We start from the raw sequence: 17725 nt of genomic DNA on the forward strand, positions 1-17725 counted from the left end.
GATAAATTCCTTTAAAGAAGCATTTTTAATGAGGTTAAAATAAGCAAAACGATAAAGCCATACCGTAATTGATGGACTGGTAATTTGTAATGCAACTTCGCGCCTAGGGGGGCGAAGATACTACTGGCCGCGCCAACTAAAAGAATGGCGGGCCAGTAAACATAACCTAGGGTATAGGGTATTGCTGTCGTTTCATGAAGGCCGGTGATAATAAAGATGAGCGTGCCCATCAACGCGATGGTAAAGGCACTGGAATTGGAGATACCCGCAATTTTACGTGCGGGGATGCCCCAGGAGGTCATGAAGGGAACAATTAAAATTCCCCCACCAACCCCGAGCAATCCTGAAATAAGGCCGATAAAAAAACAGATGAGAAAGATTATCCATAGTTTAGGAAATGATTCAGCATGTTCGTGGTGTTTATCGAACAACATTTTGAGGGCAACAAAAAGTAAAAAAATGCCAAAGAATGTTTTTAGCCAGGCATTGGGTATCACTGCTGCCAGCGCCGAGCCTGATATAGTCCCTACAATTAAGCCAGGCCATAATTTTTGTATTACTGGCCAGAGAATATTACCCATCTTGTGGTGTGATCGGAGCGCTGCCAGCGAGGTAATGATCATGATGGCCAAAGAAGTACCGACGGCTACATGCATGAGCATCTCATGCGGAATTACCGCCATTTGCTGAAAGACAAAGACTAAGCTTGGAATGACAATTAAACCACCACCAATTCCAAATAAACCCGCAACAATTCCAGTAAAGGCGCCAATTAATAAGTAAATGACTCCATGAAGAAGTGCTAGCGTCACTATATGGATTTCCCTGCTCTAATTAAGCCCCCTAAGCCTTCGGTTTCCAAAGCTTTTTCTAAATGCAGGCGAATTTCTGCGGGATGTTCAAACTCCAGTACTTCTGCAAGTATTTTGCGCGCATTAGCAATTGCAAAATTACGAATTACGTATTTTACGCGCGGTAAGCTGGCTGAGTTCATACTTAGGGTATCAAAACCCATCGCGATTAATAAAATTACCGCTAAAGGATCGCTGGCCATTTCACCGCAAATACTGACTTCAACCCCGGCGGCATGGCCTCCTTCAACAACCTTAAGTAATACACGTAACATGGCAGGATGCATGGAGTCATAAAGATTGGCGACGCGCGCATTATTTCTATCTACTGCTAAAAAGTATTGGGTCAAATCGTTACTACCCACGGAGATAAAGTCGACCCGCTTAGCGATTTCACGTGCCAGGTAGGCTGCGGCCGGCACTTCAATCATCACCCCTAATTTAGGCTTGGCAATGTTACACCCTTCTTCCAGCAATTCTGCATAGGCCTGGTCAATCAGATAAGTTGCTTCTTCTACCTCACTTAGGGTCGTGACCATAGGCAGCATAATACGCAAGTTATTGAGCTCTTCACTGGCCCGCATCATCGCCCGCACCTGCATGAGGAAGACGTCGGGGTGATCGAGGGTCACGCGTATACCGCGCCAACCCAAGTAGGGATTATCTTCTTCCACAGGGAAATAGGGTAAAACTTTATCGCCGCCAATGTCTAGCGTTCGCATGGTCACGGGACGTGGAGCGAATGCTTTGAGGGTTTGTCGATAAATAATGGTTTGTTCATCTTCGGAGGGGAATTGATCCCTGCTCATAAAGGGCACTTCAGAACGGTATAAACCAACCCCTTCTGCACCCACACTCATCGATAGACCGGCATCCATCGCCAGTCCGGTATTTACCTGTAGAGAAATCTTATAACTGTCGGTGGTTTCGGCGGGTTTATCGCGCAGGCTGACCAGGCTTTGATTGAGCGCCTGTTCTTCTTGTTCTAAAAGTTTAAATTCAGTGAGTATGGCCTTCGATGGCGAAACGTGTACCTGGCCAAAATAACCATCGACAATAATGGCGCGACGACTAACATACTCCAGTTTTAAGCCACGAACTCCCATCACGGTGGGCACGCCTAAGGCACGCGCTAAAATAGCGACATGGGAGTTATTGGAGCCTTTGGCGGAAACAACACCCGCCAAGCAACCTTCAGGCACTTCAGCCAAGGCTGCGGCCGTTACTTCATCGCCAATCAAAATGGTACGGGTGGGATACACTAACTCTTCATGTTGGGACCATTGTAGGGCGGCCAATACCCGTCGACCCAGATCGCGAAAATCACTGGCACGTTCTCGCAGGTAAGAGTCCTCCATGCTTTCAAACTGCGCTACATGTTTTTTGATTACCGTGGCTAAAGCAGCCTGCGCACTGATTTTTTCTTCGCGAATTACATGGACGACTTCCGCGCCCAGGCTGTCTTTATCCAGAATCCGTAAATACACATCAAATAAAGCATGCTCTTCTTCTGCAACTACGGCTTTCATGCGGCGGCCTAAGCGCAGCATGTCATCGCGAGTGGCTTCTAAGGCTTCATAAAAAGTGCTGATTTCTTCATCTAGGGTTTCTACTGGATGGCGAGGAACAGCATCAATATCGGCTGGGGGGTAGACTACTACTGCGGTACCAATACCGATGCCTGGAACAGAACCAATACCAGCTAAAGATGTGGAGGTGGATTCAATTTTTTCCACGCCACCCATCGGCTTGGGTTGGGTTAATTCGGCTAACTCACCGGTGGCTTCTGCATGAGCAATAATACCGCCTAGCTGAGCAGCTAGCGTAATTAGGAAGGATTCTTCCGTATCATCAAAACAGCGTTGTTCGGTTTGCTGAATAATTAAAACACCGTAGAGTTTACGATGTTGAATGATGGGCACCCCGAGAAAGGCTTTAAAGCGTTCTTCACCTAATAAGGAGTGATGGTAAAAATCAGGATGGGAAGGAGCATCTTCCAGGTTAATGGGTTCTTCACGTCGCCCTACCTGGCCAATCAAGCCGCTGTCGAGGGAAACACGTACTCGGGACTCGGCTTGCTTATTTAAGCCCTCGGTCGCGATGAGAACGTATTCAGCATGTTTGGTATCAATAAGGTAAACGGAGACGGCCTCGGCATTAATGGCTTTATTAATTTGTTGCACCAATATACCAAGGGCCTCAGAGAGCTGTTGGGCTGCGGTGACTTCTTGAACTATTCGTTTCAGTACCTTAAGCATCTACGCCAATGATTACCTCTTTTTCCGTTTCATACCGTAGGGAGTACGACGATTTTTTTTTAATAAAGGTTCTAGCTCTTTTAAGGCCTGAGAATAAACCTGGCGCTTAAAAAAGATAACCTGCCCTTCTGGCTCATGAAAATCGATCCAACGCCAGCTATCAAACTCTGGTGAATCGCTCAGGTCCAGTTTTACTTTTTGTTCACTAGCAACCAGCTTTAGTAAATACCATTTTTGTTTTTGGCCAATTACTAAGGGCTCACTGCCATGACGCAGATATTGTTTCGGAAGTCGGTACTTAAGCCAACGCTTAGTAGAACCGATAACTTCAACATCTTCTTTATCCAATCCTATTTCTTCATGCAACTCTCGGAACATGGCTTGGATTGATGTTTCCCCTGCAGCTAGTCCACCTTGTGGAAATTGCCAGGCATCATGTCCACTTCTTCTTCCCCAAAATACTCTGTTTTGGTCGTTGACTAGGATAATACCTACATTCAACCGATAACCGGCACGATCAATCACCATGATGTCACTGTTTAGACTAAATCGCTAATACCTTGATTTTTCCATAAACTGCAAGAACTTGGCAATTAAATCTGTCATTATTATTAAAAAAAATATAATAATTACTAAAATCTTGAAAGAATGAAGCTAATTAAGGTGTCAGCTGATTCTCTGGAGGAAGAAAACAAGGAGCACTTTGCTTTAACCTTGTTCAGGTTCGATATATAATTAGGATAAATACCTAACTTTAAAGTCTGCATGAATAAACATATTTTAATTATTAACACCGGGGGAACGATCAGTTGTATTAAAACTGAAAAGGGATATGAACCTGCCTTGGGATATGTTGCGTCTGCTTTAAAGCAAATTCCATTATTAAAGCATCAGGACTTACCCCAATATACGATCAAGGAATATCACCCCTTACTCGATTCCTCCAATATGACTGTAAGCGATTGGAATCGCATCGCTAAAGATATTGCCGATCATTATGATGAGTTTGATGGCTTCATTGTTTTTCATGGCACCGATACTATGGCTTACACGGCATCAGCCTTATCCTTTATGCTGGAGAATTTAGCTAAGCCGGTCATTATTACGGGTTCTCAGATTCCTTTATCGGAGGTGCGTAATGATGCAATCGATAACATTGTTACTTCGCTCTGGCTTTGCGCGCACCAACCAATTAATGAAGTATGCATTTATTTCAATCAGCATTTATTGCGGGGTAATCGTACGCAAAAGATTAGTGCGCAAGGATTTAACGCTTTTGGCTCGCCCAACTATCCGCATTTAGCGACTATAGGCATTGATATTAAAGTCCACCATGAGCTTTTATTACAGCCTTCTGCCAATCCATTTCGCTTGCAAATCGTTGAGCCGCAATTCATCGCTAATTTTCGGCTCTTTCCTGGTTTTGCTTCTGATGTGTTAGCTTATATTTTAAATCAGCCGTTATGCGGTTTAATTTTGGAAACTTATGGGGCGGGGAATGCACAAAATAATGATCCCCGTTTTTTGCGTTTGCTTAAAGATGCTTGTGCGCGTGGAGTCATTATTGTCAATTGCACCCAATGTCAGGAAGGGCGGGTGGAAATGGATCAATATGCTACCGGACATACCTTGAAGCAGGCCGGGATTATTAGTGGTCATGATATGACTCCGGAGGCCGCACACTGTAAGTTACTCTATTTATTGAGTAAAAAACTAGAGATCCCGCAAATAAAAACCATGATGGAAATGAACCTTTGTGGGGAATTGCTGCCTTAATGGGGGTCTTTCTTCGGGCGAATATGGGTGCAATTTAGGGTTCTGTGCCGCGATAATTCGCTGATAAAAAGATAGATTAAGCTTCAATTATAATTTGAGCTTTCGAGTCGTCATTGCGAACGTAGTGAAGCAAACCAGGGTTTTGCTGCGTACTCCCAGGGGGCCGCCTAACTGGCTTCTTGCAATGACGGCTAATAAATCGAACTATATTTTATAACCGGCTCTATTACAGAGAGACGGCAATTTTGGCTTTGCTTTCCACGCACAAATCTTTTATATCATCACTCGCATTTTCCATTGCTACTCTTAAACGCCCTCTGCTGGGTTTAATCGGCGATGCTTTAACATTGAGACCCAGTCCAGAGAATGACACAATAGGTAATGAAGCAACAGGCTTTGACTCTTCACAAATTTCGGCATTTTCCCGCATAATCGCTTTGATTGCATCAGTAACAAAGATTAGGCAAAGATCGGCATACTCATCGTGTTCGGTGTCTGAGCCATTGATTTTTTTCTTACAATCGATAAGATTTTTAATTAGACAGTCTTCTTTTTGAGCTCTGATCTCGATGGGGGAGGCAGACACTTTGCTCGCAATGGCATCAAGTGCTTTGGTAAAAATATCCTCTTCAATTGGACACATAATATTTTCACCTAAATAATACGTGGCATAAAAGCAAAGAATATTGAATGGTTCAGCATTATCTGCTAAATCAACAAGCTTAAAGGTTTTGCTGGAAATCAGATTATAAAATCGGTCTAAGGTGGAGTTGATCCCGGTCAATGTTTCATTAAGATGACCTCGGGGCCATTTTTTTAGTTTCCGCTGCTCTTCTACAATTAGATCGGTATCAGTAATGAGTTTCTTTAGCGCGGCAAGGCTTTTTTCATCAGACTCCAGATTCTTGAAGTCATCGATTTCTTTTTGCAAGCCGCGAGTTAGCTCCCGTTGTTTTTCAGAAAGTTCGGTATCTCTAAACCATTTGTAAAGGGAGCTTTTATCTTCGGCGATGGAGTCTTCAATCGACTTAAGTAAAACTCGATTAATTAGATCTTTAGCTGCTTTAACAAATATCGTCATTGCTCTACTCCTTTAAATGCAATTTGTTTATCATAAACAAAACTTAATCTACTGATAACGTAAAAATTGCTTCATTGCATACCTGTTATTGTTTTTAACCTAGGGAATAACAAATCTCATGAATCTACACGTCGTAATATTAGCTGCAGGACAGGGTAAAAGAATGTACTCCAATACTCCTAAGGTGCTTCACCCTATTGCTGGAAAGCCCATGTTAGTTAGAGTAGTGGAAACTGCACAGCAATTAAACCCTGATGCAATCCATGTTATTTATGGTCATGGTGGTGAACAAATTAAGAACTCACTCCCTGACTTACCTGTGCATTGGGTCCATCAGGCAGAACAATTAGGTACCGGGCATGCATTAATGCAAGCGCTACCTCATATCCCACCACAAGCACAAGTTCTTGTTTTATCTGCTGATGTGCCACTAATTCAAGCCGATATCCTTCGATCGTTAGTTGAATGTAGCAAACCAGCAGATATTCATCAATCCGTTTTGGCACTTTTAGTTGCCCACCTTGAAAACCCTTTTGGTTTGGGGCGTATCATGCGTGATCTTCAAGGCAAAGTTTATGCCATTGTAGAAGAAAAAGATGCAAATGAGCAAGAAAAGAATATTAAAGAAATTTATACGGGCATTTGTTGCGCAAAAGCAGAATATTTAGCGCATTGGTTACCTCGTTTAAGCAATAAAAATGCGCAACAGGAGTACTACCTAACCGATATCATTGCCTTAGCGGTCGCCGATGAGGCAATGATTGACACGCTAAAAACTAAAGATGTGTCGGAGATTAATGGCGTTAACAATCGCTTGCAGTTACAGCAACTAGAACGTATCTGGCAACGTCGCGAAGCAGAGCGATTGATGCTGCAAGGGGTTGCTCTTGCGGATGGTAATCGCTTTGATTTACGGGGAGAATTAATTTGCGGTAAAGACGTGTTCATCGATGTGAACTGTGTTTTTAATGGCAAGGTAGCTTTAGGGGATGGCTGTGTTGTCGGACCGAACTGTGTGTTGACTGATGTAACGCTGGGCGCTGGGACGGAAATTTATGCCAACAGTGTATTGGAAGGCTGTACTATTGGTGAGGAATGCGCGATAGGGCCTTTTGCTCGCTTGCGCACCGGGACGCAATTGGCGGCACAGTGTAAAATTGGTAATTTTGTGGAAACCAAGAAGGCGGTCTTTGATGAAGGCAGTAAAGCCAGTCACTTGAGTTATTTAGGCGATGTGCAACTAGGGAAAAAAGTTAATGTCGGTGCCGGTACCATTACGTGTAATTACGATGGCGTAAATAAGCATAAGACCGTGATCGAAGATGGTGCTTTTATTGGTTCAGATACGCAATTAGTCGCTCCAGTAACGGTCGGTGCGAATGCCACTGTCGGTGCGGGCAGTACCATTCGTAAGAATGTGCCACCCGGTGAATTGACTTTGACGGAATCCAAACAAAAGACAATGTATGGTTGGAAGCGCCCAGAGAAAAAAGATTAATCCATTTACTAAGTTGAGTCCGTATTACGCTGTGCGAATACGGGCTACAGTTTTACTGACATTTTTTTCAATTTGATTACAACATTTCCAAATCAAAGGCAGTAACAAGATGGTGATAAACAATTTATATTGCCAAACATTAACGACTAAATTAATAATTTGCTCATAAGAATAAATCCCACCAAACAATAAGCTGTAATCAATTAAACATAATAATGAGTTAGCACAGACATTGGCAATCAGGATGCGTAAAGGCCGTTGTACCGCATGACGCTTCAGATAGTGCAGCAACAAGGCATTACTCATAAAGGTTGCGGATAAGGTTAGAAACGTTGCCGGCAATCGTCGCATCATAATATATTGGTAAAAGGATTCTGAGTTACAAAAGCAAGGCGACGGAAGAATCACAATGGCCGATAATAGAATATCAAAAAGTACTTGAGAGGCGATGATAATCACGCTTAATTTTAAATTCGCTTGATAGCCCCATAACTCACCAATCAAGGTGCTAATTGCCAAGGTAACAGGAAAGAATAAGGCGCTGGCAGCTAAAATCCAGTGACGATTAACCAAGGTGACGATACGATACTCGCAGGCCAGGCAAATCAACATAATTACGACCGCAATACCACTTAAATAGTAACACAGAGGGAAGGGTTCGCTCTGGTGTGGTAGGCTTAATGGAATGTTCAGGGATTTTAAATAAATCACTAAATAGATGATGCCTATAACTAACAGCAAGGATGTGGCAATCATTAAGGAATCGAGCATAATTTGGCTAAAATTATGGAGATGCTCGCCTGCAAATAAAAGGATAAAATTCAAAATAAAAAAGCTCAAACCACCAAATAGTGCTAATAGCATGCAGTGTTTTGTTGAAGACAAAATCTTCGTTCTGGTACTGCATAAGAGATGAGGCACATAAAAGCTGAGTACAAAGGAAATGGTTACGGCGAAGAATTTTTTGGGAAGATCATCAAATACAATTTGATAGACCGGATTTTCCCGCATGTGCCCTACAGTGGGTAGGTTAATTAATACATAAACCCCAAGACAAAAAGCGTATAAAGACATGAGCGAAATATTTAATATATGACGTTGTTCTTTCTGCGTGCATTTACGTAATGCGATAAGAAACAAACCGGCAATAATAGGGCATATAATTGCATGAATAGAAAACACCAATCCTTTTGATACGACAATTTTAAATGAAACATTAATAAGTAAGGTCAGGAAGGTAACTATACCTATAGTTAAGCAAAGAAATCCTGGTGCTTTTGGGGTGGACAATGTTTGATTCATATTCTGAATAGGTTGAATGGTGTATTTTAATGGGCTAATCCGCGCGCAAATATAGCACTAGAGTACATTAAATAGCAATAAGTCTGCGCAGCAGTAGCACGTGCTCATTCTTTAACGTATTGATTTTAATTAAGATAATTGTTCTTATGTATTTTAATGCAGACTGGAGCTGTGACGTCTAAAGGAAGGTCTGCGTACTCAATGCATGCTGGGCTTTAACAGCCCAGCCAAGGTTTGTAGCCATTCAGTGTTTATTCTAACTAATGATTATTTAAAAATAATCGCTTTGTAAGACTTTATTCAAAGACATTGATGTCGATGGTTCTGGATCCGTTTCTCTCTTGGTAATGGGTCTGCGATGAGGCGCAAAAAGATTTAACTCGCGCTGACTTTGTCCCGAACTAATTTTTAAGTCGACTAATGGCGGTGCATCCGTGGTCAATGCCCGCAATGGTTGGTTATCACTTTTCTGTTTGGTTAGTGGTGGAGGTGTTTCACGAGGTTCATGTAGTGCAGAGAGTTGCGAATCACTGGCCGTTGCCAATGGAGTGGCTTCACGTAAGTCGTGGCGTTGCAACCATTGCTGCAAGGCTTGTACAAACTTCCAAAAATCCTCATCAGAACATAAGCTTATAAGAAATTTGGTGACTTTTGGAGAGATGCCGTAGCGTTGATACAAGAGTTCGGGCACCGCTTTTCTGATAGTTGCCGCAACTAAGGGGATGTGCGATTGAGTCAGATTGGCTACAGGAATTCCGGCCATTTTTACAATATCGATAATATCAAGCCCAAGTTCGTGCATGTCTGGCCAGAAAATACGGATTACTGGATCATTAATGGCTGCTTTGGAATCGTAATAAATGCTGGGAGCAATTCTCTTGGCAACTATCTTTAAATGACTGGGTTTAGGCTTGTCTAGTCGCTCCAAGTCACTATTTAGGATCGCGGTTAGCCGTTTTAAAATATCGGGTACAGAAATAAAGGGTTTTTTATTGGGTTGGGGTTGAAATAGTCGCGCAATTTCGGCTTTAGAACCAGAAATAATCACATCCGCAAGAAAGCCGGTGGCTTTCCCATAGGTGACGACTGGGTCTAATAATTCATACTTTCCTGGGGCGACATAGTCGATTTTCATATGGGTTGCATTATTAATAAATAATAGCATTAACATGTGACGCATGGTTCTATGGACTGCATAAGACGGTATGCCAACAGTTGATTCCAAGGCCTTGTCTAACAGCATTTCCGTAACCATGTAGGCGATGCCTAAAGACCATATTTTCGACCGTTCTGCTGACGCACGGTGGCGTTCGCAAAGATCTAAGTTGGCACCGCGAGTAATTAGATCGCCGGAAAAACCGGTTTTTAGTATTAAAGCGACTATTTCACCGGCATAGGGTAAATAACTTACTCCCCCCGTTAATAAATCATTTAAGAATAAAACGAAGAATTCACGTAGCGAGCCTTTTACCTTACGTTTTAAATTACAATGCTCCTTTTCGCAGGGGGTGAGCTCTTTATTAGGAGTCTTGGGTTTGGGTTTGGTCGTATTAAACGCAGCAGCACCCATGGTATCAATGGCTAAAGTTTGGGCGAGCATATGGGAGGAACGTTGGGTGGTCCATGCCCAAACAGCCCAATCAATGGCAGTGGCAGCCGGAATCACCATGGCATTGAATAAAAGGTTCGCTTCTTCTTCTTGCTCACGTCCCGTTTTAACTGCCGTTTGTAAGGAGCTGTTTACCATATTGACTGCAATTAATGGCATAATCTGGTAAACAGCGATATTGGTTGCTGCTCTAATTATTTTATACGACTGTTCTGAGTTTAGTGCTGGAACTGAAGTTTTTAAAGCTTGCGCTTGTTCTAAGGTTGAAAACACTACGTTTACTGCAAAGGTAGTGACTTTGACTGTAGGGGTATAGGTCCAATCCCAAACCCATTTTACTGTATCGGTAATTGTATCTTTTGCTACTTGGGCTCCATTTACAATTGTATTCCACCATCCCATAATATTTCTCCCTGAAACATCGAAAATTCATTCTAGGGGCAAATTTTGCGGAATGCTATACCCTTAAACAATCATTTTTACATAGTGTAAAAATTTCATGATTAAGAAGATAAAAGATGGTCAGTTAGTGAATTATATGGGCATTTGTGGAAGGTTTTTATCCTTAAATTCACAGAGGTCTTGGATAATGCAGGCACCACACTTCGGTGTGCGTGCAGTACAGATATAGCGTCCATGCAAAATTAACCAGTGATGAGCATCCTGTAAAAACTCTGCAGGGATGTTCTTGAGTAGCCCTAGCTCAACTGCCAGCGGGGTTTTACCTTTAGCGATGCCAATTCGGTTGGCGACGCGAAATATATGAGTATCTACGGCCATGGTTGGTTCACCAAAAGCAGTATTTAATACCACATTTGCCGTTTTACGCCCCACGCCAGGTAAGGCTTCGAGCGCTTCGCGTTGTCTGGGAACCTCGCCATGATGCTTTTGGATTAATAAGGCACAGGTCTTGATGATGTTTTGTGCTTTACTATTATAAAGGCCAATGGATTTTACATACTCTTTTAATTGCTCTAAACCTAAATCTAAAATACTTTGCGGTGTATTCGCTACGGGAAATAATTTCACAGTAGCTTTATTGACGCTGACATCCGTTGCTTGGGCGGAAAGAATAACGGCAATTAATAACTCAAAGGCTGAGTGATAAACTAATTCCGTAGTCGGATGCGGGTTTTGTTCACGAAAACGGGTAAAAATTTCTCGAATCTTTTGCTTATTCATGCGTCTTCTTTGCCTTAACGCGAGCCAGGGCTTGTTGAATGTAATCTTGTTTGGCTTTAACGTCTTGTGACTGATTGGCCGAGTTTTTAGTTAACAACCGTTTTTCTCGATAAGCTTGCTGCTTTTGATGTTCATCACGTAATAAGCGGGTTTGTTTGTCATTGAAACGTTGGCGTGCTAAATCTTGGTCATAATCTGGCCCTGCTAGGGTTACCATCTCAATGCAGTCCACCGGGCAGGGGGGTACACATAAGCCACAACCAGTGCACTCATGACTGATGATGGCATGCATTAACTTACCACTGCCAATAATGGCATCGACAGGGCAGGCTTTAATACACTTGGTGCAACCAATACAATCTGCCTCGCGTATGACTGCTACTGATGGCGCCCGAGTATTGGCTATGGCTTCATCAAGATATGGTGTTGCATCAAGATTAAGTAATGACGCGAGCGCTTTAACGGTTTTTACTCCGCCAGGTGGGCATTTATTAATGGTGGCGCTGCCTTGAGCCAAGGCTTCGGCATAAGGCAAGCAGCCGGAATAATTGCACTCGCCACATTGCGTTTGTGGCAAAAGTGCATCGATTTCTTTAACTGAGGGCATTAGTCACCTGTTTGGATTGCTCGAGCATGGCGTCTATTTTTTCTTTTTCAACACGAGTAATTAAGGGTTGGAAAGGATTCAGCTGATGGTTTAACAAGGGAGCATCAATTGCGGCCCAAGTTAATGGTTCACAATTTAAAAATTGTTCTGCAGCTTGTGCCATCAGGGGTAATACCGGCTTCAAGTAAGTCATGAGCACGCGGAATAAATTAATACCCATAGTGCAAATATCTTGAACTTCAGGTAAACGACCTTCCTCTTTAGCCAGTACCCAGGGCTTATGCGTGTCAATGTATTGGTTTACTTTATCGGCGCAATCCATAATGAGGCGAATGGCGCGTGCGTAATCACGTGTTACATAAGCATCGATAATTGCGGGACGCATGTCCAATAATTCCGCATACAATTGCGGCTCACTTAGGCTGCTACTTAAATGATTTTCAAATCGTTTATTAATAAACCCGGCGCAGCGGCTGGCGATATTCACTACTTTACCCACTAGATCGGCATTAATACGGTTGGTGAAATCTTCAAAATTCAAATCTAAATCGTCAACGCGACCATTGAGCTTTGCCGCAAAATAGTAACGCAAATATTCAGGATGTAGATGATCCAGATAGGCACGCGCCTCCAGGAACGTTCCGCGCGATTTAGACATCTTTTGCCCATCGACGGTTAAAAAGCCATGGGTATATACCGCAGTAGGTAGACGATGATCACTGGCAGCAAGCATCGCAGGCCAGAATAAGGCATGGAAATACACAATATCCTTACCTACGAAATGATATAATTCGGTTTGAGAGTCTTTATCCCAGAACTCCGCAAAGGAAAGGCCTTGCTCATCGCAGTATTTTTTAAAACTTGCCATGTAGCCTATCGGCGCATCGAGCCAAACATAAAAATACTTATCGGTAGTACCAGGAATTGGGAAACCAAAGTAAGGAGCGTCACGCGAGATATCCCATTGTTTTAGGCCGGCAGCAAACCACTCATCAAGTTTATTCGCTACTTCTGTTTGTAGATGGCCATTGCGAGTCCAGTCTTTTAATAAACTTTCAAAACGAGGTAAATCAAAGAAATAGTGTTCTGAATCTTTTTCTATGGGCTTGGCCCCAGAGATTGCCGAGACGGCATCAATCAGATCAGTTGGCGCATAGGTGGAACCACATACTTCACAATTATCTCCATATTGATCCTTTGCGCCACACTTAGGACAGGTTCCTTTCACATATCGGTCAGGCAGGAACATTTGTTTCTCTGGATCAAAGGCCTGACGAATGGTTTTTTTAACGATGCAGCCATTTGCCTGCAGTTTTTCATAAATAGCAGCAGCTAATTCCTGATTTTCAGGGGAGTGGGTTGTATGATAGCAGTCGTAGTCGATGGCAAAACGCTTAAAGTCTTGCTCGTGGCTTAATTTAATTTCTGCAGTTAAGGCTTCAGGAGTAATACCCATTTGTTCCGCTTTTAACATAATGGGGGTGCCATGTGCATCGTCTCCACAGACACTAATGCAGTGAATACCTAGCATTTTGTGTGTGCGCACCCAGACATCGGTTTGAATGTGTTCTACCAAATGTCCTAAATGCAGATGTCCATTCGCATAGGGAAGGGCACTAGTGACTAACATTTTACGTTCTGTATGGTTTATTGACATGTTCAATGACTCCTCATCACCCATAGTATGTCCTAGGTATAAAACGCCCGATTATAACGCAAATAGGGATTAATTGCTGCAGTAAACTGGATGAGAATAAAAAACGCGGCTTAAGCCGCGTTTTAAGTAATTATTGTGCAAACATCTCTATTTAGTTTAGTTGGCTGCCAATCCAGTCGGTAAAACCAACTCTTCAGCTTCTGCCATTACATCTTCTTCTTTGGCAAGTGTGTGTATCGAGCCCATATGTACAGGTTCTACAAGGGTGACTTGCTTTGGTGCCGTTGGATTGTTTAAACGCTGCATCAATCGAGGACTACCATTTTCTTGATTTACTTGTTGTGTTGCCGGACTCTCTTCTGGCTGTTCAGTTTGGGGATTACATGCATTTTTTAGCGCCGAGATGGTATTAGCGACTAAGGTGAGCGTCCAGCTAGCTACTGAAGTTGCGGCAAACGCCAGACCTGCGGCAAAGCCCATTTGCAGTAGTGGATCAGCGCCAACGATGCCCGCGATGGAATAACCATAAATAGCATAATCCGCTACGAAGGTTAGCGCTGCAGGCCATAAGTACAGAGTTAAGCCCACGGCTCCACCAATAGCTAAAGATGCCCAAAAAGCCGCAGATATTGCAGTTTTATGGCTGTCAATAAAAGAAGAAATTCCTCTTCCCAACGCACCGACGCCTTCTAAAATCAGACCTAAAAGCCCAGCAAATACGATTGGCTTCCCTTCTCTGTCTATTTTAACTTTACCGTCTTTATATTTTTCGGTAGAGCCAAAAATTAGCTTAGCTATGCCAAATAATATAGTACCTGGCAGTTCTACTGCACCCACGGCAAAGTCTCTTAAACGTCCCATATATTCGCTCCATGATAGTTATAAATCATCACAAATCATAACAATGATTCGTTAGGGCGTGAATCAAAAATGCTCAATTTGTTGTAACAAAAGTGTAAAGCCAAGGTCCGCAGTAGCTCGCCTTAGCCAAGGTGCCTGAGGTTAGGGCTGAGATTCTTGATACCGGGTTGGATCACTGACTTTGGCACCAGAAAAACCGCGTTTTCTAAAGGTGCAACTGTCGCAACTCCCACAGGCCTGGCCGGTATCGTTTGCTTGATAACAGGACACCGTCAAACTGTAATCAACGCCCAACCCTAGGCCTAATTCAATAGTTTTAATTTTACTTAAATGTTGTAAAGGGGCGTGAATGGTGAAGGGGGCACCGTTAACTCCGGCTTTGGTGGCTAAATTCGCTAAAGTTTGGAATGCCTCGATAAATTCTGGACGACAATCAGGATAATGAGAATAGTCGATGGAGCTTGCCCCAATATAAATATCGCGGGCACCAATTGATTCAGCGAGACCTAAAGCCATCGATAAGAAAATAGTATTACGCGCCGGGACGTAGGTAACCGGAATATCAGAGCTCTCTTGAAAATCGGGAACATTGAGCGAGGCATCAGTTAAAGCTGAATTGCGAAATAAGTCGGTGTCTAAGTTAACGATTTTATGGCTTGCTACTTGATAATGTTGGGCGATGCGGGTTGCTGCCAGCAATTCAGCGGTATGTCTTTGCCCATAGGAAAAGCTCATCGCATGACATTCGAAACCCTGTGATTTAGCTAGTGCAAGGCAGGTTGTCGAATCCAAGCCACCTGATAACAGTACAACCGCTTTTTTCATAATATGCGTTCTCGAACAAATTGGGTAATTGGCGGTAATTTTACCATAGTTCACAAAAAGTGGTTGACTTTTCTTAAGCCCTTGAATGTTTTATGGCTAATATATGAAAGATAGCGAAAATTTTAGTATCAAATGTGTAAATCGATACAATATTCGCTTGTTACCAAAATGATTGCTATGTTATAAAAAAGAGCACACTTATTTTTTTTACTACTACTATTATTAAAAGAAAGAATGAGTCGCCAGGAATTACTCAACTTTAGAGGTGACATTATGACAACAAGCAGCGGAATTCTTCAATCCTATCTTATTGAATCGCTTAATGCGAAGACTAAGTTACGCCATGAAGAGTTGCTGAAACGTCATAAACAGGAATTGCTGGCCGAGAGTCTCTATACTGTTGATGGTGGTTTTCTTACACCCTTAACGTTCTATAACAGTATTCTAGCGGATACGGATGAAATTTTGATTTCGTATATGAGTCCAGAGAAAAAAGCTCAGCGAACCCATGATCTGCAAATTGCCTATTTACTGTTACTCGCACAAAAAGAATATGAGTTACTGCATCAAAAAACCGAAAATAAAGCGGATTATAACGGCCAGATCAAACACTGTGAAAGGATGTTGGATAAGCTTAATCCCGCCTGGCAAGAGCGAATTGCTAAAGCACCTGAGCAAGCGTGTTTTACGGATGGCAAGGTGGTCAAATACTTGGGGATTGCTCTAGGGGAGGAATTTGCGCAACAATTAGCAGACTCGGGAAAATGCAAAAACATCAGAGACTATGCCGGCGCTTTAAACGGCAAGCGTTTGTATTGGGTATGGGGCTCTTCATTTTTAAAAACCCTGTTGAGTTTGGTGCCTGATGGCTTTCGTAATGTCGAGCAAGCTGGAAATATCGCTAAAATCCCCGATCCTTACACCGGTTGTTTAAGCTGGGGTTTATATTATTTTCGTTTTTCAATGAATTTCTTTTTATTACTTAAACATACCGTGCAGCACCCGTGGATGAGCCAAGAAGAAATTGATGAAGGTTGGTCCAACCGTTTCAGCACCCAATGGACCCAACGCAAATTTACTTTATTGAATGATTCTTTATGGGCAACGGCGAATTTACTGTGCTTCTTTTGGTTGACGGGTAAAGGCGTATTGGGCGTCGCGGGCGATGCGCTAACAGTCGCTTTATTGTTATTTGATACCAGTGTCGCACTTTGGGATTTTTCAGAGCAACAAGCACTGCATAATGCACAGCTCCAACAATACGAACAGGATCTATTGCAATTAAACACGGAAATAAACAAATTCAGTGGCGATGATAAAGACAGCAAAGCTCAAAAGCTACAATTGGAAATGCAAAAAAATGCTTTGGAGCGTGAGAAAAAACAATGCATCAGCAATTGGACGCTGCAAAAAATCGGTTTATATACCAATATTGCCTACGCCACAGGCTTAATGGCTGCATTTATGGTAATGACCATGCCTTTTGTTCCTATTGCAGCGGGATTGGCTTCTTCGCTGGGAGTAATTGGTGCGGTAGTTTGTTTTGCCATGACGGTTATCAATAATGCCGTTCAGAATGGCATCGAAATTCATAAGACTCAGTCTGCTTTACAAGATAATGAAGACGAATTCATGGCACAGGTTGGCTTATTGAAGTCTCAGGTATTTCTTAGACAATTAGATTTGTCTGATAATGCAAAGAAACTGCTGTTTTTGGAAATAAAAAGACTGGATGCCAGAACAGAGCACCAACAACAAACGGTTAGTTTGCAAATCGCACATTTAATCCGCTCCATCACTTTGGAGGCATTCATACCCGCGGCAATTTTTTCTTGTTTGGTCTTCATGCCCTTGGGTATCGGTTTAGGCGCGCTTGCAGGAGGAGTTGCTTTGGCGATGGCTTCTAATCTGTTAATTAGCTCCTCCTTTACCCCTGATGAGAAAATGCTGGAAGTAAAACCCTTTGATAAAGAAGAATATGAGGACTTCTGTGCTTTACTTCAGGACACTAAGGCATCCTCTAGGGACTATCATGCCTTCTTTAAAAGTAAAAGGGTGCATGAGTCTCAATCCTTAACCGCTAAAAATGATATCTTTGACGGAGATTTTCAACCGGTGCTCTGAGCTAAAAGCATCGCTGGAGGTAGAGTCTTACCTCCAGGCGATGAATAATTTTCCAAGCTTATATGCCAATATTTCACACCTCAAGCTCAAAATT

The 17725-nt window shown here is 42.6% G+C and carries 14 protein-coding genes; 3 read left to right on the top strand and 11 right to left on the bottom strand.

Annotated elements, in window-relative coordinates:
- Positions 1-11: 11 nt before the first annotated feature.
- The 3 genes from ACD661_RS13905 to ACD661_RS13915 are packed head-to-tail and all read right to left on the bottom strand — an operon-like array spanning position 12 to position 3637.
- On the bottom strand, positions 12-812 hold the full coding sequence (locus ACD661_RS13905; RefSeq protein ID WP_400188471.1) for a sulfite exporter TauE/SafE family protein: 801 nt from the start codon (positions 810-812) through the stop codon (positions 12-14).
- Complete coding sequence (ptsP, locus tag ACD661_RS13910; RefSeq protein WP_400188472.1) at positions 812-3109, bottom strand: phosphoenolpyruvate--protein phosphotransferase; 2298 nt, start codon at positions 3107-3109, stop codon at positions 812-814. Before ptsP ends, ACD661_RS13905 begins: the two co-directional genes overlap by 1 nt.
- A 12-nt stretch (positions 3110-3121) precedes the next feature.
- Positions 3122-3637 carry an RNA pyrophosphohydrolase gene (locus tag ACD661_RS13915; protein WP_472975199.1) on the bottom strand — a complete coding sequence of 172 codons (516 nt, stop codon included), beginning with the start codon at positions 3635-3637 and terminating at the stop codon, positions 3122-3124.
- A 237-nt stretch (positions 3638-3874) separates the two neighbouring features.
- On the opposite strand from ACD661_RS13915, the gene ansA reads away from it, so the two are divergent.
- Entirely contained in the window at positions 3875-4885 is a 1011-nt protein-coding gene (ansA, locus tag ACD661_RS13920) for an asparaginase (RefSeq protein ID WP_400188473.1), read from the top strand.
- Positions 4886-5111: 226 nt separating this feature from the next.
- Here the strand turns inward: ansA and ACD661_RS13925 are convergent, their stop codons facing one another.
- On the bottom strand, positions 5112-5966 hold the full coding sequence (locus tag ACD661_RS13925; RefSeq protein WP_400188474.1) for a hypothetical protein: 855 nt from the start codon (positions 5964-5966) through the stop codon (positions 5112-5114).
- A gap of 118 nt (positions 5967-6084) precedes the next feature.
- Here ACD661_RS13925 and glmU point away from each other — a divergent pair, with 118 nt between their 5' ends.
- On the top strand, positions 6085-7464 hold the full coding sequence (glmU, locus tag ACD661_RS13930; protein ID WP_400188475.1) for a bifunctional UDP-N-acetylglucosamine diphosphorylase/glucosamine-1-phosphate N-acetyltransferase GlmU: 1380 nt from the start codon (positions 6085-6087) through the stop codon (positions 7462-7464).
- 24 nt (positions 7465-7488) lie between these two features.
- On the opposite strand, the gene ACD661_RS13935 is transcribed toward glmU, so the two are convergent.
- The 7 genes from ACD661_RS13935 to queC all read right to left on the bottom strand — a co-directional run bounded on the left by ACD661_RS13935 (position 7489) and on the right by queC (position 15507).
- On the bottom strand, positions 7489-8766 hold the full coding sequence (locus ACD661_RS13935; protein ID WP_400188476.1) for a VUT family protein: 1278 nt from the start codon (positions 8764-8766) through the stop codon (positions 7489-7491).
- A 271-nt stretch (positions 8767-9037) separates the two neighbouring features.
- Complete coding sequence (locus ACD661_RS13940; RefSeq protein WP_400188477.1) at positions 9038-10777, bottom strand: hypothetical protein; 1740 nt, start codon at positions 10775-10777, stop codon at positions 9038-9040.
- A 132-nt stretch (positions 10778-10909) separates the two neighbouring features.
- Positions 10910-11557, bottom strand: coding sequence for an endonuclease III (gene nth / locus ACD661_RS13945; protein WP_400188478.1), 648 nt, complete (start codon positions 11555-11557; stop codon positions 10910-10912).
- Positions 11550-12164 carry an RnfABCDGE type electron transport complex subunit B gene (locus tag ACD661_RS13950; RefSeq protein ID WP_400188479.1) on the bottom strand — a complete coding sequence of 205 codons (615 nt, stop codon included), beginning with the start codon at positions 12162-12164 and terminating at the stop codon, positions 11550-11552. The genes nth and ACD661_RS13950 overlap by 8 nt, the downstream gene beginning before the upstream one ends.
- On the bottom strand, positions 12151-13794 hold the full coding sequence (gene metG / locus ACD661_RS13955; RefSeq protein ID WP_400188560.1) for a methionine--tRNA ligase: 1644 nt from the start codon (positions 13792-13794) through the stop codon (positions 12151-12153). Before metG ends, ACD661_RS13950 begins: the two co-directional genes overlap by 14 nt.
- 183 nt (positions 13795-13977) lie before the next feature.
- A complete protein-coding gene (locus ACD661_RS13960) occupies positions 13978-14682 on the bottom strand; it encodes a hypothetical protein (protein ID WP_400188480.1) in 705 nt (234 codons plus the stop codon).
- A 141-nt stretch (positions 14683-14823) separates the two neighbouring features.
- Positions 14824-15507 carry a 7-cyano-7-deazaguanine synthase QueC gene (gene queC, locus ACD661_RS13965; protein ID WP_400188481.1) on the bottom strand — a complete coding sequence of 228 codons (684 nt, stop codon included), beginning with the start codon at positions 15505-15507 and terminating at the stop codon, positions 14824-14826.
- 273 nt (positions 15508-15780) lie between these two features.
- On the opposite strand from queC, the gene ACD661_RS13970 reads away from it, so the two are divergent.
- Positions 15781-17631 (top strand): hypothetical protein, encoded by a 1851-nt coding sequence (locus tag ACD661_RS13970; RefSeq protein ID WP_400188482.1) that lies wholly within the window; start codon positions 15781-15783, stop codon positions 17629-17631.
- The last annotated feature ends 94 nt before the right edge of the window (positions 17632-17725 follow it).

The sequence above is a fragment of the Legionella lytica genome (assembly GCF_044626755.1).
Classification (GTDB): domain Bacteria; phylum Pseudomonadota; class Gammaproteobacteria; order Legionellales; family Legionellaceae; genus Legionella; species Legionella lytica_A.